Here is a 23,729-nt window from a genome sequence, read left to right on the forward strand (position 1 = left end):
GACTTCATATTGGTGATGCATCTGCCACGACTGCCATCCACTGAAAACAGTGATCGTTATACTGATCACGAATGCGGCAGCGAAAAGCCGTAGCGGAAAGTCCTGCCTGCCTGAGAAATGTCGCCGAATCAATGAGATGCTGCTCATATCGAAATATCCCTTTCAGGCGCGGTCGGAAGAGTGATGGTAACCAGGGTTCCCTTGGCCGGCGCGCTCTGCACCTCGACCGTGCCGCTGTTGGCCTCGATCAGGTTCTTCGCCACCACCAGCCCCAGGCCGATGCCTCGGGCCTTGGTGGTGAACAGGGGCTGGAACAGCCTGGCCATGTTTTCAGGCGTAATGCCGTTGGCACTGTCACGGACGTCGAGGGCGACAGCCGTCCCGCCTTCGATTTCTGCGGCACTGAATTCCAGTATCCCGCCCTCCGGCATGGCATCCACCGCGTTGATGACCAGATTCTCCAGCACCTGTTGTAACTGAATAGCATCGACCCGCACAGCGGGAAGCGTTTCTGGAATATCCAGGGTGATGCTCACGCGGGAGGGCAAGGCGCATTTGCGCAAAACCTCCCCGACCAGATACGCCACTTCGTGCGCGGCAAGGTCAGGGGGACGGGTGCTCACCGCATTCATCAGTTCGGCCACGATTCGTTCCGAGCGGGCGATCTCGTCCCGGATGATGCCCAGGTACTCCTTGACGCTGTCGTCGCCCTCATCGAGCATCGACTGGAGGAAATACACCGCGTTGTTCATCACGCCCAAGGGGTTGCGCAGTTCGTGCCCCACGCTGCTCGCTACCTGCCCCAGCATCGCCAGCTTCCCTTTGCGCACCAGTTCTTCCTGCGCCTCCCGCAACTTGCTGACCATGACGTTGAAGCTGTCGGCCAACGCGCCGAATTCGTCCTTGCTGCGCACCACCACCTTATGGTCCAAATGCCCCTGTTCAACCTGCCTCACCCCCTCGACAAGTTCCGCCAACGGTCGGAGGAACCTGCGCCCAAGGATGGCAAACAGCACAGCCACCACGAGCAGCACGCCGAACACCAGCAACGTGGTCTCCATCGCCATTTTTCTGATCGGGGCAAAAACTTTATTTGACGGCTGTTCCAGCAACAATCGCCATCCACTGCCGTGGTAGTCCTGCACCCCGCTTTGCGCTGCTTCTACCTTCAGGGTCTCTTCTTCGCCGTGGGTGTGGCCAGAAGCGATGGCATACCCGGCCTTTGCGTCTCCTGCATCCACCTGCTTCATGGAGGGCATGAATACCAGATTGAAGGGGTCGTTGCTGCGCTTCGCAATTATGGACCCTTCGCGATTCAGCAGGTGTACCCAGGCAGCCGGGTCCACACGGTCGAGGATGCCCTGCACTACTGCCCAGCGGTAATGGGCGACCACCACGCCCACCACTTTGCGCCGATCGGCGTTCCCATAAACGGGCGCCGCAAAGATCACTACCGGTATCCCTGTGCGGCGGCGAACCAGCCGGTCCGAATAGTAGATTTCGCCTTTCAGAGCGCGCCGGAAGGCGGGCTCGCTGGTAACATAGGCCGAAATGGCCGCTTCATCGCCCAGCGGTTTGGGTGCGAAAACGGCGCGTCCGCTTGCATCGAACACCGTGAGCGCATCCCATGGGCCCGTCAGGGTTTCCCGCTCTTCCAGTTCTTCCTCCACCATCCTTTCCCTGGAGCTATCGGCGTGGAACTCGAGAAACCCGGCCAGCAGCTCATCGGCTGCGATCGCTCTGACGTCCTGATAGGCATGGTGCATGGCGGTATCGATCTCGCGCATGACGCTTCCGGCACTCCGGACCTGATCGTGGATGATGTGCTCCTGCAATACTGCGCGCGCCTTGAAGAACACGGCAGCGCCAAGCAATGGTCCGATGAGCAGCGCCGCCGCTGCAGCGCTCAGCCCGATTTTGCTGGCGAAACGCATTTACGCCTCCTCGACCGGCGAACTGACGCAAGGCAGTGTGATGGAGAAAACCGTTCCCCTGCCCTGCTCGCTCTCTACTTCGATCCTCCCGCCATTGGCCTCGGTCAGGTTTTTCACCACCACCAGTCCCAGGCCGATGCCCCGCGCCTTGGTGGTGTACAGGGGCTGGAACAGTCTCGCCACCTGCTCAGGCGGGATGCCGCAGCCGGTATCCCGAATGCTTACGGTAATGGCCTTTCCTTCGTCAGCCGTGGTGGCCCGGATTTCCAGCGTGCCGCCTTCTGCCATGGCGTCGATGCCGTTGCTGATCAGGTTGCGGAACACCTGCTGCACTTGCAGTGGGTCAACCTGCAAGGATGGAAGCGTCGCCGGGATTTCCAGTTGGACGGCAACGGAGGCGGGAACGGCGAGCTTGCGCAGAATCTGGTTGATCAAATCCCCAACCCCGACCACTTCGGGCTGGGGCGGTTTGGTCCTAACCGAATCCAGCAGGTCTGAAACGATGCGATCGGCCGCGGCAATCTCGGTCTTGATCATGCCCAGGTATTCCTTGACGGTGTCGTCCGCCTCGGAAAGCACCGTCTGCAGAAAATACACCGCGTTGTTCATCACCCCCAGGGGGTTGCGCAACTCGTGGCCGACACTGCCCGCCACCTGACCCAGCACGGCCAGCTTTTCCTTGCGCACCAGGTCCTCCTGGGCGACGAGGAGCTGCTGCGTGCGCTCTTTTACCTTTTCCTCAAGTTCTTCGTTCAGCCGCCGGATTTCTTCTTCGACCTGTTTGCGCTCCGTTATGTCGCGAACGATATTCAGCAGGTAGGGGCGGTCGAGTTCGATAAGCCTTGAGCTGACCTCCACCGGGAAGGTCGAACCATCACGGCGCCGGTGAATGGCTTCGAAGCGTGCGGCGCCCGTGTTGCGCAGTTGTTCCTGGATCAACCGGGTGGCATCCGGACCGAAGAACGGGTCGATATCGACAACCCCCATCGTGAGCAGTTCCTCGCGGCTGTAACCCAGGTCGGCGCACTCCTTCTGGTTCACATCGAGGAAGCGCAGGTTGGCAGGATCGAGGACTTCGACGGCCTCGCTGGAATTGTCGAGCAGCGTGCGGAAGAGCCTCAGTTCCGTCTCCGCCCGCTTGCGTTCGGTGACATCATGAAAGATGCCGACCAGACAAGGCCGTCCCGCCAGAAGCAGGGGAGACGTACTGATATCGGCAAAAAACACCGATCCGTCCTTGCGCATCACCGGCAGGTCATGCTGCCCCTGTATCTCGCCATTCATCTGGCGTTCAAACTGCCTTTGCACTTCAGGAAGCGCATCCTGGGGGTGGATGTCTTCCAGGCCAAGCTGGTACAGCTCGTCCCGCTGGTAGCCCAGCATGTTGCAGATCGCGCGATTGGCGGTTACGAACTTGTGCGTCAGTCCATCCGCCACCAGGATGCCGTCGACGGCGGAGTCGAGTATGGTCCTGAATTTTCGTTCGGATTCTTCCAACGCCTGCGCGGCCAGTTTGCGTGCGGTGATGTCTTCGTAAACACCCAGCACACCGATGGATTCATCAACCTCGTTGACCAGCGGCACTTTGGACGAGCGCAACCAGATTTCCCCTCCGTCCGGCGTCGTCTGCGGCTCATCGTAGGATATCTTGGGTGTATTGGTATCCATCACCAGACGATCGTCGGCTCGATACATTTCAGCTTGATCTTTCCAGCTCATATCGAAGTCGCTCTTGCCGATCAATTCGTCTGGACGGCTCAATCCTGCGTCTTTCGCAAACAAGGTGTTGCAGCCCTGGTAGCGTAATTCGCGGTCTTTCCAGAAGACGCGCATGGGAATGGTCTCGATGATCTGTGAAGTCAGTTCCTGCTGCTTGCTGATTTTTTCTTCCGCCAGCTTGCGCTCGGTAATGTCCTGCCACATGCCCACCAAATAATTCGCTGTGCCGTTCTCAGGCCGTATCAACCTCAGGGAGTCGAGTATCCAGCGATAATTTCCGTCAGCATGCTGCCAGCGGTATTCGTAGGCGTGCATGCCCTTTTCATACAGAATGGGCATCTCGGCGGCAATCCGCGGTGCATCGTCGGGGTGGATACGCTTGATCCATAAATCGCTTTCTTCGATGAAATGCCTCGGGGCATAACCGGTGAAAGCCACAACGTTATGGGACATATATGTCACCGCATAATCGCCTTCCGCTCTGCAGCGGTAAACAGCGATCGGCAAAGAATCGAGCAGGATCGACAATTGTTCGTTAGCCGCCTGGAGTTCCCGATCGGCCTCCCTCCGTTCCGCCAGTTCCTCCCCCAACAGCAAGTTCGCCTTTTCCAGCTCCGCAGTGCGTTGGACCACCTCCCCTTCCAGATCCTGACGGTGTTGCGCCAGTGCGTCATCCCGTATCTGGATTTGCCCCAGCATGTCATTTAATCCCTGGGCCAGTGCTCCCAGTTCATCCTTGCCATGAATTTCCGCCCTCAGCGTATAGTTTTTTTCTCTCGACACGGCCTCCATCAGGCCGAGCAGCCTGCCCATGGGCTCCGTAATGGCCGGATGCGCGTAGTTAATCAGTATCGTCGCCAGGCCCATTCCTCCCAACGCGGCAGCAACCAGTAGTGCCACGCTCCACGCCATTTGCCGATATATTGTCTCCAGACTGGAACGCACTTGAAGCGTGCCGACGCGTTCGTCCTCAAAAAAGATCGGGTGAAACACGTCAAGGTGCGTGGACGTAAAGACATGCTGCTCTTGGATCGGCGGGTAATAGGGAGGCGGGGGCTTCCGTCCATTCGGCAAAAACTGAGCGAAAACCTTGCCCTGTCTGTCATACAGCGTGGCGAACTCGATGTTGGAGAAGTGCTCCAGTGCTTCCAGTGTCTGGCTGGCAGACTTCGGATCGTTGGAAATCAGGGCCAACGTGGTGTTGGTGCCGACGATGCTCGCTTGGCTGTGGGTGGCTTCCTCCAATTCCGAGTGAAGCAGGAACCACTGGTGGAATATCGATACAAGGGCAACAAAAAGCAAGGCCACGCCCGCCGACAGGATGGTAATGACGGTAAGCTTGCGGCGAATGGGCATGTTTCGAAACAAATTGGACAGACTCATTGCTTCCTTCCCGAATTGCATCAAATTTCAACTGAACCGCGACGCGCCGCTGTTTCCTGGATATTACGCGGGCTGCTTCACCGGCAGCCAGATGCGGAATATCGTACCCTTGCCTTCATTGCTCTCCACCTCGATCCGGCCGTGGTGCTTCTGAATGATGCTGTAGGAAACCGACAGTCCCAGTCCGGTCCCCTTGCCGACGGGCTTGGTAGTAAAAAACGGCTCGAAAATCCGTTTCAGATTTTCCGGCGGAATGCCTTTGCCGGTGTCAAAAATCTCGATCCACACCTGATCGCCCATGGTTCCTGTGCGGATGGTGATGGTGCCGTGTGTTTCAATCGCCTGGGCCGCATTCACCAGCAGGTTCATGAACACCTGATTCAACTGGGAAAGCAAACACTCGACACGTGGCAGATCGCCGTACGTCTTATCCACCTGGCACTTGTACTTGAGTTCGTTGCTGATGACGTTGAGCGTACTTTCGATTCCCAGGTGGATATCTTCATTGGCCCACTTTTCTTCAACACTGATGCGGGAAAAGTCCTTGAGATCCTGGACGATCTTCGTCACCCGCCCGATGCCCTCCAGGGATTCGGCCAGGAGGGACGTCACGTCCTGCTTCATGAACGCAAGGTCGACACGCTTTTTCAAGTCGTTGACCTCGGCAAAATATCCCGCCTTTTCCGGCAAGCCAGCTTGTGTGCGCTCGTAGGCATCCAGGATATCCATAAAATCATTGACGTAATCGCGGAGGGACGCCAGATTCGAATTGACAAAGCCCACCGGATTGTTGATTTCATGGGCCACACCAGCCGCCAGCACCCCGATGGATGCCATTTTTTCCGCCTGTAACAATTGGCTTTGGGCTTGCTCCAGCTTGGAATTCATTTCGATCAGGCGGGCATTCATCCGCTCCACTTCCTCCAGCCGCACCCGGGCTTCGGTCTCGGCACGCTTGCGTTCGGAAATATCCAGCAACTGGAGACGAACCAGGTTGCTTTCCCGGACATAATGGATATGCTTTTCGAACGTAGTCCCTTCGACCATAAGCTCCCTCACCACTTCCGAACGCCTCCCTTCGCGAAAGTCACCGAACAGTTCCTCCACGCCCGCAAGCACGGGGTGCTTCAGTCCCATCTCTATCAGGTTCGGAAACAGCTTCTCCGCCATCGGGTTGAGATAGGTCACGCTGCCGTCGAGGTCGAGCTCAATCACCGGATTAGGGTTAAGCCTGGGATGGGATGCCAGCCGCAGAATCTCCTCCTGGGCATGCTGCCGTTCGATACCGTGCCTGATGTTCAGCAGCAGATCGTCCATCTGGTAGGGCTTGAGGATGTAGGAAAACGCCCCCTTTCGGGTCGCCTCGATGGCGGTATCAATCGAGGCGTGACCGGTCAGGATGATCGCTTCCGTCAGGGGGGAAACAGTCTTGATGCGCGCCATCACTTCCAGTCCGGTCATGTCCGGCAGCATCAGGTCGATCAGCGCCAGGGCAATTTTATCCTGCTCCATGGCAGCCAGTGCCTCGGCACCGGTCCCCGCGACGATGTTCGCATAACCCTTGACCCGCAGGATGTCGGAAAGCGTTTTCCGAAGATTCGGATCGTCGTCGACAACCAGGATTTTGGCGTTTCCTATCAACGTGCCCATCATATTTTCCCTTGTCGAAACTACCGGCTTCAGGAGGCGATAGTTCAGTAATTATTATCAACGCAACATTACACTGCATTCACATGGAATATGAAGCGATAAATATCCGTTATTTTCTTCAGCTAATACTCGGAGTACGCTAGGGAAGCTAAAACATACCGCGTCTTTCTCTTTGTGAGGAAAACATGTATCCGCTCACGCTACGCTTACCGGTCGGGATGCTGCCACAGCCGGACGAAACGACCTGCGGCCCTACCTGTCTGCATAGCATCTATCGCTACTGGGGCGAGGATGCGCAGCTTCCGGACATTATCGCCCGCACCCGCAAGATGGAACTGGGTGGCACTTTCGCGATTTTTCTGGCCTGCGATGCGCTGCTCCAAGGCTACCAGGCCACCATTTATACCTACAACCTGACGGTGTTCGACCCTACCTGGTTTGTGCCGGGCGTGGACATCGCGGAGCGCCTGCAGCGGCAGCGGGAGTCGAAAACCGACGCCCGGCTGCACTACGTCACCGAGGGCTACCTGGAATTCCTGAGCCTGGGCGGGCAGTTGCGCCTGAACGATCTCTCGCGCCCCCTTCTGCGCGGCCTGTTGCGCCGCAATCTGCCCATCCTCACCGGTTTGAGCTCCACTTACCTGTACCGCGCCGCGCGGGAATACGGGCCGAACGACGAGCCTGACGACGTGCGCGGCTTGCCGGCAGGCCATTTCGTCGTGATCGCGGGTTATGACCGGGCAAAACACACCGTCCTGGTGGTCGATCCTTACGGGCTGCATCCTTACGGCCCGTCGCACGAGTACTGGATCAACATCGATCGCGTGCTCGGCGCCGTGCTGCTGGGCATCGTCACCCACGACGCCAATCTGCTGGTGATCCATCCACCGGGGCATCCGTCCCAAGGCAAGCCGTGAGCATCCTCATCGTGGTCAACAATCCGCGCGACTGGCCGCTCGACGTTCCCGGCGTGACCGTGGTGCCGGCGCGCGCTTACCTGACCGATCCGGCCTGGGGCAACGAGCGCTTCGCCCGCGTGTTCAACCTGTGCAAAACCTACCGCTACCAGAGCCTCGGCTATTACGTCTCGCTGCTTGCCGAGGCGCGCGGCCACAAGCCGCTGCCCCGGGTGAACACCCTCGAGGACCTGCAATCCCGGAACCTGGTGCGGCACCTGACCGAGGGACTCGACGAGTCGATCCGGAAATCTCTGGCGCACATCAAGTCGGACACTTTCGAACTGAGCATCTATTTCGGCCGCAACGTTGCAAGCTGCCACGATCAATTGAGCCGGCAAATTTTCAACCTGCTGCAGGCGCCGTTGCTGCGCGCCGATTTCGAGCGCCGCGACCACCATTGGCGCATCCGCAAGGTGCGGCTGATTGCCGCCAGCGATATACCGCCCGAGCACCAGGAATTCGCGATTCAAGCCACGCTGGACTATTTCATGGGCCGCAGGCGCAGGGCGCCCAGGCGCTCGATGCCGCGCTATGACCTCGCCATCCTGCACGATCCCGACAATCCCGAACCGGCGTCCAACGCCAGGGCGTTGCGCAAGTTCGAGAAGGCGGCACAGGCGCTGGGCATGCACGTGGATTTCATCACCCGTGCCGACTTCGGTCGGCTGTCCGAGTTCGATGCCCTGTTCATCCGCGACACCACCTCCGTCAACCACTACACCTACCGCTTTTCGCGCCGGGCAGCGGCCGAGGGATTGGTAGTGATCGACGATCCCGACGCCATCCTGAAGTGCAACAACAAGGTTTTTCTCGCCGAAATCCTGGAACGCCACCGCATTCCCACACCCAAGACCCTGCTGGTGGACCGCGACAACGTGGACCGGATCATCCCCACGCTCGGCCTCCCCTGCGTGCTCAAGCAGCCGGACGGCTCGTTCTCGCTGGGCGTGGTCAAGGTGGAATCTGAGCAGGAACTGCATGCCAAAGTGAATGGCTTGCTGGACAAGTCGGAACTGATCGTCGCGCAGGAGTATCTGCCCACCGAATTCGACTGGCGCGTCGGCATCCTCGACCGGCAGCCGTTGTTCGTCGTCAAATATTTCATGGTTCCCGGCCACTGGCAGATCATCAAGCACGCCGATGAAAGACACAAATACGTCGAGGGGGCCACGGTGGCGCTGTCCGTGGACGAAGCGCCGGAGCGGGTGATGAAGCTGGCCCTCAAGGCGGCCAACCTGATCGGCGACGGGTTCTACGGCGTAGACATCAAACAGGTCGGCAAGCGCTATTACATCATCGAGATCAACGACAACCCCAGCGTGGACGCCGGCAACGAAGACGGCGTACTCAAGGACGCGCTCTACCGCGATGTAATGGAAGTCTTCCTGAAACGCATCGAAGCGCGCAGGCGCGGGGCTTCCCGATGAGCGCCTCTCCTGCCCTTCACGCCTTCACTGGCTACGGCGTCGAACTCGAATACATGATCGTGGACCGGCAGACGCTCTCGGTCCTACCGGTTGCCGACGAGTTGCTGCGCCAGGCCGCAGGGGCCCGAGTCGAGGAAGTGGCGCGGGGGAAGTTCGGCTGGTCCAACGAACTTGCGCTGCACGTCGTCGAACTCAAGAACGCGCGGCCGGACCCCGCCCTCGCCCCCCTTCCGGCAGCCTTCCAGTCCGAAGTCCTGGCGATCAACGAGTTGCTCGAATCCCAGGGTGCGCGCCTCATGCCCACGGCCATGCACCCGTGGATGGAACCCCTCGCGGAAACGCGCCTGTGGCCGCATGACGATGCCTGCATCTACAAGACCTATGACCGCATCTTCGGCTGCAAGGCACACGGCTGGTCGAATTTGCAGAGCATGCAGCTCAACCTGCCCTTTTCCGGCGATGCCGAATTCTCCCGCCTGCATGCCGCCATCCGCCTGGTGTTGCCGATCCTCCCCGCGCTGGCGGCGAGTTCTCCCTTCGCCGAAGGGCGTTCCACGGGCTTCATGGACTTCCGCATGGAATCCTACCGCACCCACCAGGCGAAAGTGCTGTCGACCATCGGGCAGGTCATCCCGGATACCGTCACCCGGCGCGCCGAGTATCGGTCGAAGGTCATGGCGCCCATCTACCGGGATATCTTGCCTTTCGACCCGGACGGCGTGTTGCGGCACGAATGGCTCAACGCACGCGGCGCCATCCCGCGCTTCGAGCGCAACGCCATCGAGATTCGCGTGATCGACGTGCAGGAGTGTCCGCAGGCCGACCTCGCCATCGCCGCGGTCACCTCAGCCGTCGTTAAGGCGCTCTACCAGGGCGAATGGTCGCCGCTCGCGATGCAGCAGGCAATCGGCACGGATGCGCTGGTGGCGATCCTGCACGCCTGTATCCGCGATGCCGAACAGGCAGTGATCGACGATGCCGGATACCTGCAACTGATGGCTTTCCCCGGTCGGCTGTGCACCGCCGGCGAACTGTGGCGGCACCTCATGGAAGCGGCGCCGACATTCGATTACAGGCAGTGGCATGAGCCGCTGGACGTGATGCTGGAACGCGGCCCACTCGCCCGCCGCATCGTCCGCGCGGTTGGTCCGGACGGATCGAAAGCGCGCCTGCAGACGGTCTATCGGGAATTGTGCGAGTGCCTGGCAACGGGCCGGATGTTCGTGGACTGATTGGCCATGGCCGTAGCAGACCATTTCCTCATCACCTGCGAACATGGCGGGAACCGCATCCCGACCCGCTACCGTGACCTGTTCTCGGGCTGCGAGGCGCTGCTGCGAACCCATCGCGGCTACGACCCCGGTGCGCTTGTCCTGGCCAGGGAACTCGCCGAGGCGCTGGCCGCACCCCTGTTCGTCTCCACCACCAGCCGCCTGCTGGCCGACCTCAACCGCTCCCTCGGCCACCCGCGCCTGTACTCCGAGGCCACACGGGATACGCCGCTTGCAGTTCGCCGCGAGATACTGGAGCGCCATTACCTGCCGTACCGGAACAAGGTCGAAACGGCGATCGCCGCCGCGACTGAGCAGGGTAGCCGGGTGATCCATATCTCCTCCCACAGCTTCACTCCAGTGCTCGACGGCGCGGTGCGCAGCGCCGACATCGGCCTGCTGTACGATCCGGCCCGCCGCGGCGAAGTCGAACTGTGCCGCTGCTGGCAGACCCATCTCCAGGCGCTGGCGCCGGAGCTGAAAGTGCGCCGCAATTACCCTTATACCGGCAGTTCCGATGGCCTTACCGCCTATCTGCGCCGCCGTTTTCCCGCTGACGTCTATGTCGGCATCGAACTGGAAATCAATCAGAAGCATGCCTTGCCTGGAGGGCGCCGCTGGCGCGCCTTTCGGGGCCGCGTGGTCGAGGCATTGCGCCTTGCGACGGCCGGCCAACAGGGGCTGCAGGACTCGATTGGCCAAGGAACCTCTGATTAAGTCAAACGCGGATCGCGTTACATCGAAAACAGGCTTGAACAAGGCGCGCGACGCAGGTCGTAGCTGTCCCTACGATGCCAAGGAGCGCAACGCGGGGCAAGCCTGTTTTCGATGTAACCCGAAGGGACGGGGTATTGCGGGCGCCATGCGGCGTCAAGAGTCGCTGGTGCAGAATGACTGCACGGCGCGTCTCTTTCCTTGCCTGGCATCCCGCAATACCCCGTCGCGACCGCGTTTGACTTAATCAGAGGTTCCCTAGCCTACATAAAATACCCGATTGACTGGGTCGACTATTTTGCTATATTGAAAAAGGCGTGACAGGCGCGGTGTTTGTTCGTGCTCCACAGTCGGGAAGGACGAAATATGTACAAGCGAATACTGGTTGCGATAGACGGCAGCGACACGTCGAACCGTGCGCTTCAGGAAGCCATCAGCCTTGCCGGGAATCAACAGGCCACACTGCTCATCGTCAATGTGATGGAGGGCTACAGCATCAATTCAGATGCCGAATTCCCAACCCCGGAGGAAGTCGAAAACGCACAGGAAACCTACCTTCTCGGCATGCTGGAGAGAGCCCGGAAATCGGCGCTGGACAAGGGTGTGGCTGTAGAAAGTCAATTGCTCAAGATCGAGAGCCTCGGTTTGCGGATCGCCGACGCAATCATGCAGGAAGCCGCCAAATGGTCAGCCGACCTCATCGTGGCGGGAACGCACGGACGCAGCGGATTGAGCCACCTCCTGGTCGGGAGCGTTGCGGAAGGCATCCTGCGCGTTTCGCCAGTCCCTATCCTGCTGATTCGCAGTAAATAAAAGATCGGCAGGCCATGAAAAAGGCGGCATTGGTCTTTTTCCTGCTCTTCCATATCCAGGCTTTGTCGGCCGCGCCCGGCGTCATCTTCGTCGATGGCCGCATCAACGACGCACCGGTGCGTTTTATCGTGGACACCGGGGCCGACGAAATCCTGATCCCCTACGCTCAAGCCATCCGCATGGGCCTCCCGGTTTTTGCGGGAGAGCGCATCGAATCCACCACGGCAAGCGGCCCGATAGGAACCTATAAACTCACGCTGGACGCGGTGACCGTCGGCACGGTTACCCTGCACGATGTCGCTGCGCGCGTATCTGAAAGCGATTTGGGCGTGCAGTACGTCCTGCTCGGCATGAGTTTTCTTCGCCAGGTCAAAATGTGCATCGTGTATGGGCAGGTGGTGATTAGCCCATAAGGGCTATCAGTCGCATGACCAGCGTCCCTGCCGGGTCCATTACCGGCATTTGATTCCCCTTTATGGCGGAATGGGCCAATGTAAATTCGACCAGTTCCTTCCCGGACGCGAGTTGGGCTTGTTCGGATGGCCCCAGCATTTGGGTGAAATCCAGTTCCTGTATGTCGAGCGAAGGAATGTCCAGCAGCACGCTGGCCAAAGGCGACAAGGCAAGCACTTTCCAGTCAGGGTCGGCGATCAGCACCGCGCCGGGAAGTTGCGGAACGATGCCGTTTCGGCCGATTTTCGCCATGATGAGGCTGGCCTTGACGCGCGCCAGCAGCTCCTTCTTGTTGAAGGGCTTGGTGATGAAATCGGTGGCGCCGGCTTCGATCCCCCTGATGCGATCTTCCGGCGAGGACAAGGCCGTGACCATGATGACCGGCAGCGCGGAAAATTCGGCATCTTCCCTGATTTGCCTGCAGACCTCGTAACCTGTCATGCCTGGCATGCGCACATCCAGCACCATGATGTCGGGCTTGTCCCGGCGTAGGGTTGCCAACGCCTCGGGACCGCTGGCCGCATCGAGCACCCGGTAACCCGCATCGTTCAGGATCAGACGCAGCAGTTTTACGTTGGGCGGCGCATCATCCACCACCAGAACCGTTGCTCCGGCATATGTATTCGCCTCAGCCATGCCCTCCCCTCCTGCCTTCCCGGATGAAACGTTCGACCACCTCGGGCAGGCGCCGGGTATCGACGGGTTTGCTGAGGTAACCGTCGAAACCCGCTGCCAGGAAGCGCCCTTCGTCACCTTTCATGGCCTGTGCCGTGATTGCCAGCGCCGCTACGAGATCAAAAGCCGGATCCTCGCGTATGGTGCGGATCAGATCCAGTCCGCTGCCTTCGCCGAGACGGATGTCGAGCAACAGCAAATCTGGCCGCTCCTGCTTGAGTATTTCCATGGCCGCTTCCACGCTGCCCGCTTCCAGGATGCGATAGTTTCTGCCGGCCAGGATGACACGTATCAGCTTGCGGTTGGTTTCGTCGTCATCGACCAGCAATATGGTCCTGGCTGACTGTTCCATGTTGCCCCTCCTCAGCCCTCTCCGGCGGAATATTTGTCTCGCTTGAAAAGCAGGGTGATAGCAGACAGCAGGCGCTCTTCAATAAGTTCATTTTCCCGCATCAGCACAAACTCGATTCCCTCTTCCATCTCCACGCCTTCCTGGCTGCCCAGCATCCATGGACTCAGTGCCAGGACAGGAATACGCGCAGTGGCCGGCGCCGCCCTGAGGAGTTGCAGCAAGGACAAAAAATCCATCCCTCCCGCCATCAGGTTGGTGACAATCAGATCCGGGTGGGCGAATTTAGCCAGGTTGAAAGCCTCCTCAAAACCGAGCGCCTGGATCACCTCATAGTTAGCTTCCACCAGTATCATGGCAAGCAGTTGCAATTCTTCCTGATCGGTGTGAACCACCATCACCTTGTGGCAGACACTGGCCCCGCCCTCGCGCGGCACACAGCGCTTCAGAGCATGCAGCAACTCGGCGCGATCCACCGGTTTGACCAGGTAATCGGCAGCGCCCAGACGGAACCCGAGGGCCTGGCGGTCCAGCACCGAAACGATGACTACGGGTATATCGCGCGTGACCGGAGACGCCTTCAGTTCAGAAAGCACTTGCCACCCGTCCTTGTCGGGCAGAAGGATATCCAGGGTGATGGCCAGCGGATGACACTCGGCGGCAATATCCAATGCCTGGCAGCCGCTGCTGGCGACCAGCACCTCATGCCCCGCCTGCAGGAGATAAAGGGACAACAGCTTGGCGGCCTGCGGGTTGTCCTCCACCACCAGGATCGTGTTGCGCGAGTCCGGGCACTGCCCTTCTAGCGAATGGTGATTTCCGTTGTTCATGATGGGTTTCTCACGTGGCCGCCTGTTCCGGCGTGCTCCTGGGTTCGAATGGCTGCAGCGGCAGCAGAAAATGGAAAACGCTGCCTGCGCCGAATTCGCTATCCGCCCAGATACGCCCGCCATGCGCTTCCGCCAGACGTTTGGAAAGGGCCAGCCCCAGTCCGGTGCCTTGATAGCGGCGGGAATTGGACGCATCGACCTGACTGAATTCGATAAAAATGCGGCCCATGTCCTCCTCCTTTATGCCGATGCCGGTATCGGACACCGCCAGGTGCAGTTGTCCGTTTTCAATTGCGGCAGAAATGGAGATTTTTCCGTTATCGGTGAATTTAACGGCATTCGACAGCAGGTTGAAGAGGATTTGCTTGAAGCGAATCTGGTCGGCGGTGATCAACCCCAGGTCCGGGGGAAACTCGCTGTGGATGACGAGCCCCTTCCCCTCTGCCGCACCACGCAGAATAGTGATGGTTTCGCGCACTGTCTGGGCGATGGGGAATGTCTCGTAGAACAGCTCCAGCCTGCCGGCTTCAACCTTGGACAGGTCAAGCACGTCATTGATGAGGCGCAGCAGCAGCTGGCCGGCGTCGTGGATGTCGCCCAGGTATTCCGCCTGGTCGGCGTTGAGCTCGCCCGGAATCCGGTCCTGCAGCACCTCGGTAAAGCCGATGATGGCGTTGAGCGGGGTACGGAACTCGTGCGACATATTGGCCAGGAACTGGCTCTTGGCCGTGCTCGCGGCCTCGATGCGGAGGTTCAGGTCGCGTAGCTTGTCCATGGTGCCTTCGTAATGCACGTAATAGCTCTGGATGCCGAGTTGCAGATCCAGGTTCATGATCTTGTCCAGCGCCAGGATGTGCTCCACCACCGCTTTGGCGTCGTTATGCCAACGTTCCAGGATGATGGGATAGAGGATGCGGTGGTAAAGCTGGAACGCGCCGATGAACCAGTGGGGCTCGACCAGGATGGCATTGTGTATGTAACCGATGCGCCAGCGCTGCTCGAAGTAGCTCGCGTCGTATGGGCCCTGCACCGCCTCCATCAGGTATGCCTTCTGCGCCTCGCCCAAACGCTGAATCATGGCATCGTCCCTGAACACCTTGCGGGTTTCTTCAAAGGAAAGCATGTGCTCGTAGAAGCATGTGGCAATTTCATCCAGCCGCTCGCGGAACAAGACCTCAAGATCGTGCAGCAATTCAACGTCGCGTGCGTCGAATTTCAGGAACGCCAGGCGCGAATTGCGCGCAGCCTCGTCGAAAACGGGCGGGATCACGTCCCCATAATTTTGTTGCGTCATTACATCACCCCTTGTCCATTACGCCCAAGGCAGGAAGGGCACTCAATTCCTGTCCTTTCCGGAGGTAATCCAGCACGGTCGCCACAAACGTCCCATGACTCCAGGTCAGGGGAGAAACCGAAATGAACTCCCCGCTATCCGGATGCACCTGCTCCGGCAGCACCCCGGACGCCAGTGCCCTCTCGGCGACCCACACGAGCAGCGGCACAGCCAACTCCAGTTCCCGCAGATCGCGCGCCTTGGCGATGCGGCACTGGGCCAGCCACAGGGTGCACACCACCCATGGGTTTCCCGGCACGTCGCCACGCGTCGCCATGCGCTGGTAATTGTCGCCTTCGTAGCGCGCCAGGCCGCCGCTTCCCGTTTTCAGCCACAGTCGCTCTTCCACTGCCTGAATGGTGCGCGCCACTCTTTCGTCTTGCGCATCGTAAGCACCGAATATCACCAGCCCCAGCAGGCTGGCATCGACTGTCACATCGTATTTCGGCAGCCCGTTCTCGATCACGATGCCGCGCATGAAACGCCCTTCCCCGGGTGAGTACAGATGCGTGTCGAGCGCCGCCCTGACCTCGTCCGCCCCTTGCCGGTAGGCGTCTGCACGCTCCGCTTCATGAAACAGGGCGGCCAGGCTGGACGCGGCCGCAAGCCCCGCGATCACGGTTGCCGTGGTGTAAGTAAAAACACCCCGGCGCTCTTCCCACAGATCGAAAGACGGCAGGGGCAAGCCGGTTCTGTCATCGCGAAAACCCAGCAGGAAATCGGCCGCCCTTTCCACGAACGGGCTGTAGAAAGGGCGGATCGCCTCGATGTCGCGATGGATGAGGTAATGGTTCCAGATCGCCCATATCACCAGCGCGGTTTCGTCCTCCTGGATGGGCAGCTGCATCTCCTCGCCCTGCATCCAGGGTTGCCAGGAACTGCCCACCGAGCCGTCCGGGTTGTACTTGTGCATGAGAAAGCCGGTCTCGGCCAGGATGCTCGCGGAATAGTTGTAGTTGACCGCCTTGCGCGTGCAGAACTCGAGAAAGCGCCGGCACAGGCTGCCGTAGCCGGCCCGGTCGAGTGCCTGGGCGACGATGGCGCCGTCGCGCGGCCACATGTAGCTGTAGGTGTCCTGGTTGAACTGGCGGATGTCGGTGTCGTTGGCGGCGATGACCGCCCCGCCGCGGTCGATCTGGGTGCGCAGGATGAGCAGGCTGCGCCGGTAGCATTCCGCCAGCAGCGGAGGCAGTCCGCCGAAATCGCGTTCACCGGCGGCGACCCAGCGGCGCCAGTAGTCGATGTTGCGCTCGATCAGGCTTTCCGCGCCCACCTGGGTTATGAATCGATGCAGTTCCTCGACCTCGTGATAGTTTTCCCCGACCGCCAGCCAGTAATGGCAAACCGCATCCGCGCCGGGCGCAAGCTGAAGATGGATGCCGATGACCGAATCCACCGCTCCCTGGGCGATCGGATTGGCGCCGAGCAGACCGTTTTCCGCATCGCGCCAGGTCCCTTCCAGGCCGCGATGGCGCTTGGTGCCGGTAGCGAAATACGTGACCCCGAGCGTCGTCTCGGTGGCGCAACTCATGAGGAAATAGCGCGGTCCCTTGTAGTGGATGAGGCAGGCATTCTTCGGATCGAAAAAAACCGTGTCGCCGATCTCGTTTTCCAGCGCATTGATGTCCGCGTGGAAGAACAGGCGCGGTACCAGCGGGCGGCTGGAAAGGTTTTCCACCCGCACCCGTCGCACCAGGATGTTTTTTTCGTAATCGATGGCATCGTTGAAATGCAGGCGCAACGGCAGGCTCGGGTGGGATGCAGTAACCGATGTAACCAGGGCGCCCGGAACGTATTCGCGCCGCAGTGTCCAGTTGTCGCGGTTGAGCCAGGCAAACTCGCCCTCCAGCCACACGCCGAAACGCCATGGATGACCCAGCGCGTGATTTTCCTTACCGACACGCGGATAGTAGAAATCGCGGATCTGGTAATCGAAATCGTAGGCGGCGAGCATGGAACCGTTTCCGATGGGAAGATCGCGCGGCATGGTCTAACCCCGAATCTGTTTTAAATTTGATATGCCTGCGATACGATAAGTTCATGTTACCTGACAACTATAGTCGGGTATTAGTGTCAAATTATCGAATAATTGCAATTCCAACTCATTCAGGAGGCAATCATGGACACAGAACTCGCGTGCGATCTGACCGCAAAGACCTGCAAACCCTGCGAAGGCGGCGTTCCTCCCATGGAACAGGCGGAAGTGGAGCGCATGCTGGAGGCGTTGAACGAGTGGGAACAGGTGGGCATGGAAATCGCCAAGACGTTCCGCTTCAAGAATTACTACGAAACCATGGCGTTCGTGAATTCCACGGCCTGGATCTCCCACCGCGAAGACCACCACCCGGACCTGGAAGTCGGCTACAACCAGTGCCGCGTGCGCTATTCCACCCACGCCATCGGCGGACTGTCGGAAAACGATTTCATTTGCGCCGCGAAGATCGACAACCTGCTCAAACTGTGACGCCTGACACATGACCGCCACCAGAACCGAGCGCGACGCTTGTGGGCCCGTTCAGGTTGCCGCCGACCGGCTATGGGGTGCGCAGACCGAGCGTGCAATCGAGCATTTCAGGATTTCGACCGAGCGCATGGCGCCTGAGCTGATCCTGGCGCTGGCGGCGGTCAAGCGGGCTTGCGCCGCCGTCAACCGCGATCTTAGGCGGCTGGACGAGAAAAAAGCTGCCGCCATCATGCAGGCCGCCGACGAAGTGCTGGCCGGTCGCCACGACGCCGAGTTCCCGCTATCGGTGTGGCAAACAGGTTCCGGCACCCAGAGCAACATGAATCTCAACGAAGTGCTCGCCAATCGCGCTTCGGAACTGCTCGGCGGCGCCAGGGGCGAACCCCGGCTGGTGCATCCCAACGACGACGTCAACCTCGGTCAGTCCTCCAACGACGTCTTTCCCAGCGCCATGCATGTGGCCGCCAGCCTGGGCATCGCGCAGCACCTGCTGCCGGCGCTGCGCAGCTTGCGCGCCACGCTGGAAAACCGTACGGCGGCATTCGCCGACATCGTCAAGATCGGCCGCACTCACCTCCAGGATGCGGTGCCGCTGACCCTGGGGCAAGAGTTTTCGGGCTACGTGGCGCAACTGGATCACGCGGAGTCGGTGATCGTCGCCGCCCAACCCGCATTGCTGGAACTCGCGGTCGGCGGCACCGCGGTGGGCACCGGGCTCAACACGCCTGCCGCCTTCGGCGAACTGGTCGCGGCGGAGCTCGAACGCAGTTGTGCCCTGCCCTTCCGCAGCGCCGCCAACAAGTTCGCCGCGCTGGCGGCGCACGACTCGCTGGTGGCCGCCCACGGCGCCTTGAAAACCCTCGCCGCCGCCCTGATGAAAATCGCCAACGACGTCCGCTGGCTGGCGTCCGGGCCCAGATCCGGGCTGGGGGAGATCAACATTCCGGAGAACGAGCCGGGCAGTTCGATCATGCCGGGCAAGGTGAACCCGACCCAGTGCGAAGCGCTCGCCATGCTGTGCTGCCAGGTCTTCGGCAACGACGTCGCCATCAACATCGGCGGCGCTTCAGGCAGCTTCGAGCTTAATACGTTCAAGCCGTTGATCGCACACAATTTCCTGCAAAGCCTGCGGCTGCTCGCCGACGGCATGAGCAGCTTCGAGAAATATTGCGCGCGCGGAATCACGGCCAATCAGGAAAGGATCGAAGCACTGTTGCAGCAATCGCTGATGCTGGCGACTGCCCTGACGCCGCACATCGGCTACGACCGCGCTGCGGAAATCGCCAAACGCGCACACCGCGAATGCACTACGCTGAAACAGGCCGCCCTGGCGTCAGGCCACGTGACGGAAGACGAATTCGAACGCTGGGTGCAAGCCGCTGCAATGGTTCGGCCGGATCAAGGCTGATCCGACGCTCAACACGCAGGCAGAACCAGATCCGATGTGCCGGGGCATACCAGCCGAGGATACTCGCGCGACGTATCGATGCAGCCGCCGTCGACATACACGCCCTGGGGGTCGCGCAGGCGCAGCATGACCTGCAGAATTCTTTCGACCTCCGCCGGGTCGTTCATCGATTCCCTGACGCGCTGCTCGACGATTTCCTCGTCGATCCGCAGTTCGCCGGCATGGTCGCGACAGGTCGCGTTGCGCCAGTGGAAGATTTCCAGGCACTTCGTCGCCAGCGTGAAGGGCTTGTCCCGATTCCAGAAATTCGTGAACAGTCCGCCGCCAAGGTAAAACACCCACGAACCCTCATAGCCGGTCACGTCGGAAGAATGCGCGTCGGGGTTGCGAAACCACAAACGGTCGCCGGGAACGTAAAATTTGGGCGGCAACGGTTCGCCCATGGAACCGTATTCGCGCAGAAAAACCTCGTGGAATTCCCCCGATTTGATGGCCCTGGTGTTCCACTGCTGCTGCAGTCGCGTGAACAGTTCGGGATTGGCTTTTTCCAGTTCCTGCGCGATGCCGAGCAAAATCACATACTCCGTCGCGCGATAACAGGAAAATGAGTACAGCTTGCCGGAGACATCGGGCTGGGTCGCCTTCTGCAACGCCGTGACCAAGGGTTTGCCCGGCAGGATCGTGAATCCGCGATCCTCGTCGTAAGTCCAGTATTCGGCTGGGCGCTCGGCTTCGGTGGCATGGAAGGCCAACGAGGTCCGCCGCGCGGCTGCGACGATGTTTTTTCTCACCCGGACGGCCGAGGCGAGTTCGTCATGGCTAGGAAACTCGAACGCGACGGGGGCCAGCAGCATGGACAGCAGGATTTCGCGTTCGAGATCGCAGGCGTTGCCTTGGGCGTCGAGAGCGAGCTTGTCGCCCAACTGGATGGTGTCGCAGCCCGGCGCCCATTCATCGGCAAGCTCCGCACGAAGCTGAAAGCGGAGGCTTGGAAGGCGGGCGTCCGACTGGGATGTGTTTACGTAACCGTCCAGGCCGAGGGATTCGAGCTGACGCAGAAAGTTCTTTCGGGCCGCTTCATTCCCCAGTTTCGACGTTCCCTGGATATGGATGCCGCCCCCGCTCGGCGCGGATGTCTTGAGCGCATTATTCATGATTCATCAGGATTCCCATCAGATTGCCTTGCTCGACATGGTTCGTTAAGCAAGGCTCATGGCGGTCGATTATCCCTGGAGGGGCTTACAGCATCCTTTCAGCGGTCGGCTAGCCGTCGCCGCGCCGGCATCTGTGACGCCTCAAGTACCGGTATAATCCGCCCCATGACTTTGTGCAATGACACCCCGAGTTCTCCCTGCATCGGCTACTGTTCCACCAGCCTGGGGGACATCGTCTGCAAAGGCTGCGGACGCACTGCCGAGGAAATTGACCAGTGGCTGCTGCTCGACGAGGAGCAGACACGCCTGATCTGGGATCGGGTGAACGGCATGGATACCATCCGCAACCGGCGTTAACCTCCCCGGCTTTTCCTGAAAGTTAGCTCCCCAATCGGTTTCGGTCAGTCACCCAATTACAGATTGCTTCGTTCCTCGCAATGACCACCTACCCGAAGGTAAATGCATATGCCTCCACCCCCGGCGCATCGGACTGGATTTCCAGCAGGCCGGTTTTCGGCGTTTTCTGGTCTATCAGTTCGTAGAGGGTGTTGAGCTGGATGGTCGCCACGCCGCCCGACGCGTCCTTGCCGGCATTGGACCCCAGCGCCTCGCCATTCAGCCTGATGGTGACGCGGGCCGGCTTGCCGTCGGCAGTCCCCAGCACCAGGAACACCTTGCGCGCCTTGAAGTTGAGGCGCAGTGCCGCGCCCTTTTCCCCTGCGACGATTTTTTCGTCCGCCACTTTCCACTTGCCGCTCAGCGCCCATTGGTTTCCAGCCAGAGACTCGGGAAAGCGATATGCGCGCTCTGCGTCGAGCGCAACATGCTCCTTGCCGGCGAAGTGCTCCGCCCGGTCATAGCCGAGATAGGTTTCCGGCGTCTGGTCGGGGGCGATGGCGGGTGCTTGTGCCGGCGCGGCTTGCGCCATGCTCTTCAGGCCGAGCAGGTAGCGGATGTTGTTTTCCGTGACGTCGTAATCGCCCTCGCCGAAACTCGTGTAGACCACCTTGCCGTCCTTGTCGATGAGGTAATGCGCGGGCCAGTAGCTGTTGTTGAAGTTGTCCCAGGTGGCGAGATTGTTGTCCATCGCCACCGGATAGCGGATGCCGTGCTGCGCGATCGCGGCCTTGACGTTGTCGATTTTCTTCTCGAATTCGAATTCCGGCGAGTGCACGCCGACGATCACCAGCCCCTGATCGCGGTATTTCCTGTCCCAGTCGGTGATGTAGGGCAGTGTGCGCACGCAGTTGATGCACGAATAAGTCCAGAAGTCGACCAGCACGACCTTCCCTTTCAGGCTCTGCATGGTGAGCGGTTTCGAGTTAAGCCAGGCATCGTTGCCTGCAAATTCCGGCGCGGCGTAGGGCTTGTTCAGGCCATGCTGCAGCACCAGCTCGCCGGCAGGCTGTTGTTGTGCGTTTGGACTGCGCGCAAAAAAGGATTGCGCATCCACGCCGGAAGCGATGTAGGCCACGGACAGCAGGATGAGTACGCCGAATCCGCGCCTGACGGCTTCGGTATGGCGGGCGATGAAGCCCAGCTTGTTCATGATTTTTCTGCCGGTCAGCGCGATGATGAGCATGGGCACGCCTGCGCCGATCGCGAACGAAACGATGATCAGGTTGCCGGCGAAGTCGCTCTGCTGACGGATCACCTGCACCAGCACGGCGGCCAGGATCGGCCCCGCGCAGGGTGTCCACACCAGGCCGATCAAGGCACCGATCAGGACGCCGCTGAGCAGCCCTTCCCCGCCGGTGGAGGCCAGCTGGTTGCCGAAGTTGGCCGCGCCTTGCGTCAGCGCGCTGAACTTGTCCGACAGTCTGGTGGACAGCAGCACCAGCCCGAACACGGCGAGCAGCACCAGGGAAGCATCCCTGACGATATCGAGATCGATGCCCAGCGCCACCACGATCTTGCGCGAAATCAGCGCGAACAGGCTGAACGCCAGCACGAAGCCGATGATGATGCCGTAAGGCCGGCGCCTCCCGCCCTCGACCGATGCCGCCAGCACCAGCGGCAGAACCGGCAGGATGCAGGGCGAGACGATCAGCGCCAGCCCTTCGAGAAAGGCCAGTCCGATATCGATGAAATTCATGATGCCTTGCCCGGGATGAATTTCAATGCCACGCCGTTGTTGCAGTAGCGCAGGCCGGTGGGGCGCGGCCCGTCGTCGAACACGTGGCCGTGGTGGCCGCCGCAGCGCGCGCAATGGTACTCGATGCGCGGCAGCACCAGCTTGAAATCCTTCGTGGTCTCGACGTGGCCGGGCAGCACATCGTAAAAGCTCGGCCAGCCGGTGCCGCTGTCGAATTTGTACTTCGAGGGGAAAAGCGGCAGATCACAGGCCACGCAGACGAACATGCCGCTGCGCTTTTCATGATCGAGCGGGCTGCTGAAGGGCGCCTCAGTGCCCTCGCGGCGCAGCACGTCGTACTGCGCGGGGGTCAGGAGTTTCTTCCATTCCGCGTCGCTTTTGATGATTTTATCGATGCGTTCAGCCGCAATTGCCCGAAGCGGTGCCAAGAGCCCTGGCAAGGCCATGAACCCAGCCCCGCCGGCCGCCAGAGTGATAAACGTACGCCTGTCCATGATCTTCACCTCGCCGATATAGAGTATTGATAATGCGATGGCATGCCATCCTTGGTGGGATATTCGAAACGTGGCCGGAAAAGGTTACATCTTCAAAGCGGCATGCCGGTGAGGGGACAAACCGGACGAGGGGGACTCTTGCGCGTAACAGGCCGTTCGCGGCGCTATTTCTTCAGGTATTGCAGCTTGCCCTCGGCGCCGTTCCACTTGTCCGCATCGGGGAGCGCGTCTTTCTTCACGTTGATGACCGGCCAGTTCTTTGCCAGCTCAGCATTGAGTTCGAGAAATTTCTCCTGTCCCGGCGGCAGTTCCGCCTCGGGAAAAATCGCTTCGGCCGGACATTCCGGCACGCATGCGTCGCAATCGATGCATTCATCCGGGTCGATGGCCAGAAAGTTGGGGCCTTCGTGGAAACAATCCACCGGGCAAACCACCGCGCAGTCGGTGTACTTGCACTGAATGCAGTTTTCCGTCACAACGTAGGTCATTTGCAGCACTCCTTTTCGGGCACTATTCAAGCGTAGCCAGAGAAGGCTGGTAATTCGATAGGGTGAGGTATGTATTTCCTGCCGTTTATCCGCCCTATCCGCAAACGGCGATCAAC

Annotated in this window: 21 protein-coding genes; 9 read left to right on the top strand and 12 right to left on the bottom strand. The window is 60.1% G+C overall.

From position 1 onward, the window contains the following. Positions 1-143: 143 nt before the first annotated feature. The 3 genes from SKTS_RS11900 to SKTS_RS11910 all read right to left on the bottom strand — a co-directional run bounded on the left by SKTS_RS11900 (position 144) and on the right by SKTS_RS11910 (position 6,686). Positions 144-1,934 (bottom strand): sensor histidine kinase, encoded by a 1,791-nt coding sequence (locus SKTS_RS11900; protein WP_173065101.1) that lies wholly within the window; start codon positions 1,932-1,934, stop codon positions 144-146. Next, complete coding sequence (locus tag SKTS_RS11905) at positions 1,935-5,036, bottom strand: PAS domain S-box protein (protein ID WP_173065104.1); 3,102 nt, start codon at positions 5,034-5,036, stop codon at positions 1,935-1,937. A gap of 63 nt (positions 5,037-5,099) precedes the next feature. Then, positions 5,100-6,686: an ATP-binding protein gene (locus tag SKTS_RS11910; RefSeq protein WP_173065107.1), complete on the bottom strand. Its 1,587-nt coding sequence runs from the start codon at positions 6,684-6,686 to the stop codon at positions 5,100-5,102. A 185-nt stretch (positions 6,687-6,871) separates the two neighbouring features. Between SKTS_RS11910 and SKTS_RS11915 the strand changes: the two genes are divergently transcribed. From SKTS_RS11915 to SKTS_RS11940, 6 genes are all read left to right on the top strand, one after another. Then, entirely contained in the window at positions 6,872-7,603 is a 732-nt protein-coding gene (locus SKTS_RS11915; protein WP_173065110.1) for a C39 family peptidase, read from the top strand. Beyond that, positions 7,600-9,072 carry a RimK family protein gene (locus SKTS_RS11920; protein WP_173065113.1) on the top strand — a complete coding sequence of 491 codons (1,473 nt, stop codon included), beginning with the start codon at positions 7,600-7,602 and terminating at the stop codon, positions 9,070-9,072. The genes SKTS_RS11915 and SKTS_RS11920 overlap by 4 nt, the downstream gene beginning before the upstream one ends. Beyond that, entirely contained in the window at positions 9,069-10,304 is a 1,236-nt protein-coding gene (locus SKTS_RS11925) for a carboxylate-amine ligase (protein ID WP_173065116.1), read from the top strand. Before SKTS_RS11920 ends, SKTS_RS11925 begins: the two co-directional genes overlap by 4 nt. 6 nt (positions 10,305-10,310) lie before the next feature. Beyond that, the gene (locus tag SKTS_RS11930) at positions 10,311-11,060 is read left to right on the top strand and encodes an N-formylglutamate amidohydrolase (RefSeq protein ID WP_173065119.1); all 750 of its coding nucleotides are present in this window, start codon (positions 10,311-10,313) and stop codon (positions 11,058-11,060) included. Positions 11,061-11,423: 363 nt separating this feature from the next. After that, the gene (locus tag SKTS_RS11935; protein ID WP_173065122.1) at positions 11,424-11,870 is read left to right on the top strand and encodes a universal stress protein; all 447 of its coding nucleotides are present in this window, start codon (positions 11,424-11,426) and stop codon (positions 11,868-11,870) included. Between the two features lie 14 nt (positions 11,871-11,884). Further along, positions 11,885-12,283 carry a retropepsin-like aspartic protease family protein gene (locus SKTS_RS11940; protein WP_173065125.1) on the top strand — a complete coding sequence of 133 codons (399 nt, stop codon included), beginning with the start codon at positions 11,885-11,887 and terminating at the stop codon, positions 12,281-12,283. On the opposite strand, the gene SKTS_RS11945 is transcribed toward SKTS_RS11940, so the two are convergent. From SKTS_RS11945 to SKTS_RS11965, 5 genes are read right to left on the bottom strand one after another with little or no spacing between them, the layout of a single operon-like run. Beyond that, on the bottom strand, positions 12,273-12,959 hold the full coding sequence (locus tag SKTS_RS11945; RefSeq protein ID WP_173065128.1) for a response regulator: 687 nt from the start codon (positions 12,957-12,959) through the stop codon (positions 12,273-12,275). The two genes, SKTS_RS11940 and SKTS_RS11945, sit on opposite strands and share 11 nt — an antisense overlap. Beyond that, positions 12,952-13,350 (bottom strand): response regulator, encoded by a 399-nt coding sequence (locus SKTS_RS11950; RefSeq protein ID WP_173065131.1) that lies wholly within the window; start codon positions 13,348-13,350, stop codon positions 12,952-12,954. Before SKTS_RS11950 ends, SKTS_RS11945 begins: the two co-directional genes overlap by 8 nt. An 11-nt stretch (positions 13,351-13,361) precedes the next feature. Then, positions 13,362-14,177 carry a response regulator gene (locus SKTS_RS11955; RefSeq protein ID WP_173065134.1) on the bottom strand — a complete coding sequence of 272 codons (816 nt, stop codon included), beginning with the start codon at positions 14,175-14,177 and terminating at the stop codon, positions 13,362-13,364. Positions 14,178-14,187: 10 nt separating this feature from the next. Beyond that, positions 14,188-15,471: a protoglobin domain-containing protein gene (locus SKTS_RS11960; RefSeq protein WP_173065137.1), complete on the bottom strand. Its 1,284-nt coding sequence runs from the start codon at positions 15,469-15,471 to the stop codon at positions 14,188-14,190. Between the two features lie 4 nt (positions 15,472-15,475). Continuing rightward, a complete protein-coding gene (locus SKTS_RS11965) occupies positions 15,476-17,497 on the bottom strand; it encodes a glycoside hydrolase family 15 protein (RefSeq protein ID WP_173065140.1) in 2,022 nt (673 codons plus the stop codon). Positions 17,498-17,629: 132 nt separating this feature from the next. On the opposite strand from SKTS_RS11965, the gene SKTS_RS11970 reads away from it, so the two are divergent. Beyond that, positions 17,630-17,974, top strand: a complete 345-nt coding sequence (locus SKTS_RS11970; protein ID WP_173065143.1) for a 4a-hydroxytetrahydrobiopterin dehydratase — start codon at positions 17,630-17,632, stop codon at positions 17,972-17,974. Positions 17,975-17,984: 10 nt separating this feature from the next. Further along, positions 17,985-19,382 carry a class II fumarate hydratase gene (gene fumC, locus SKTS_RS11975; RefSeq protein WP_173065146.1) on the top strand — a complete coding sequence of 466 codons (1,398 nt, stop codon included), beginning with the start codon at positions 17,985-17,987 and terminating at the stop codon, positions 19,380-19,382. Positions 19,383-19,390: 8 nt separating this feature from the next. On the opposite strand, the gene SKTS_RS11980 is transcribed toward fumC, so the two are convergent. Next, entirely contained in the window at positions 19,391-20,536 is a 1,146-nt protein-coding gene (locus SKTS_RS11980) for a hypothetical protein (RefSeq protein ID WP_198420358.1), read from the bottom strand. A gap of 165 nt (positions 20,537-20,701) precedes the next feature. On the opposite strand from SKTS_RS11980, the gene SKTS_RS11985 reads away from it, so the two are divergent. After that, a complete protein-coding gene (locus SKTS_RS11985) occupies positions 20,702-20,893 on the top strand; it encodes a DUF1289 domain-containing protein (RefSeq protein WP_173065149.1) in 192 nt (63 codons plus the stop codon). Between the two features lie 88 nt (positions 20,894-20,981). On the opposite strand, the gene SKTS_RS11990 is transcribed toward SKTS_RS11985, so the two are convergent. The 3 genes from SKTS_RS11990 to fdxA form a co-directional block, all read right to left on the bottom strand. Next, positions 20,982-22,631, bottom strand: a complete 1,650-nt coding sequence (locus SKTS_RS11990) for a cytochrome c biogenesis protein DipZ (protein ID WP_173065152.1) — start codon at positions 22,629-22,631, stop codon at positions 20,982-20,984. Further along, positions 22,628-23,125, bottom strand: a complete 498-nt coding sequence (gene msrB / locus SKTS_RS11995) for a peptide-methionine (R)-S-oxide reductase MsrB (protein WP_173065155.1) — start codon at positions 23,123-23,125, stop codon at positions 22,628-22,630. Before msrB ends, SKTS_RS11990 begins: the two co-directional genes overlap by 4 nt. A gap of 164 nt (positions 23,126-23,289) precedes the next feature. Then, on the bottom strand, positions 23,290-23,613 hold the full coding sequence (fdxA, locus tag SKTS_RS12000; RefSeq protein WP_173065158.1) for a ferredoxin FdxA: 324 nt from the start codon (positions 23,611-23,613) through the stop codon (positions 23,290-23,292). Positions 23,614-23,729: the final 116 nt, after the last annotated feature.

Source organism: Sulfurimicrobium lacus (assembly GCF_011764585.1).
In the GTDB taxonomy this organism is placed as follows: domain Bacteria; phylum Pseudomonadota; class Gammaproteobacteria; order Burkholderiales; family Sulfuricellaceae; genus Sulfurimicrobium; species Sulfurimicrobium lacus.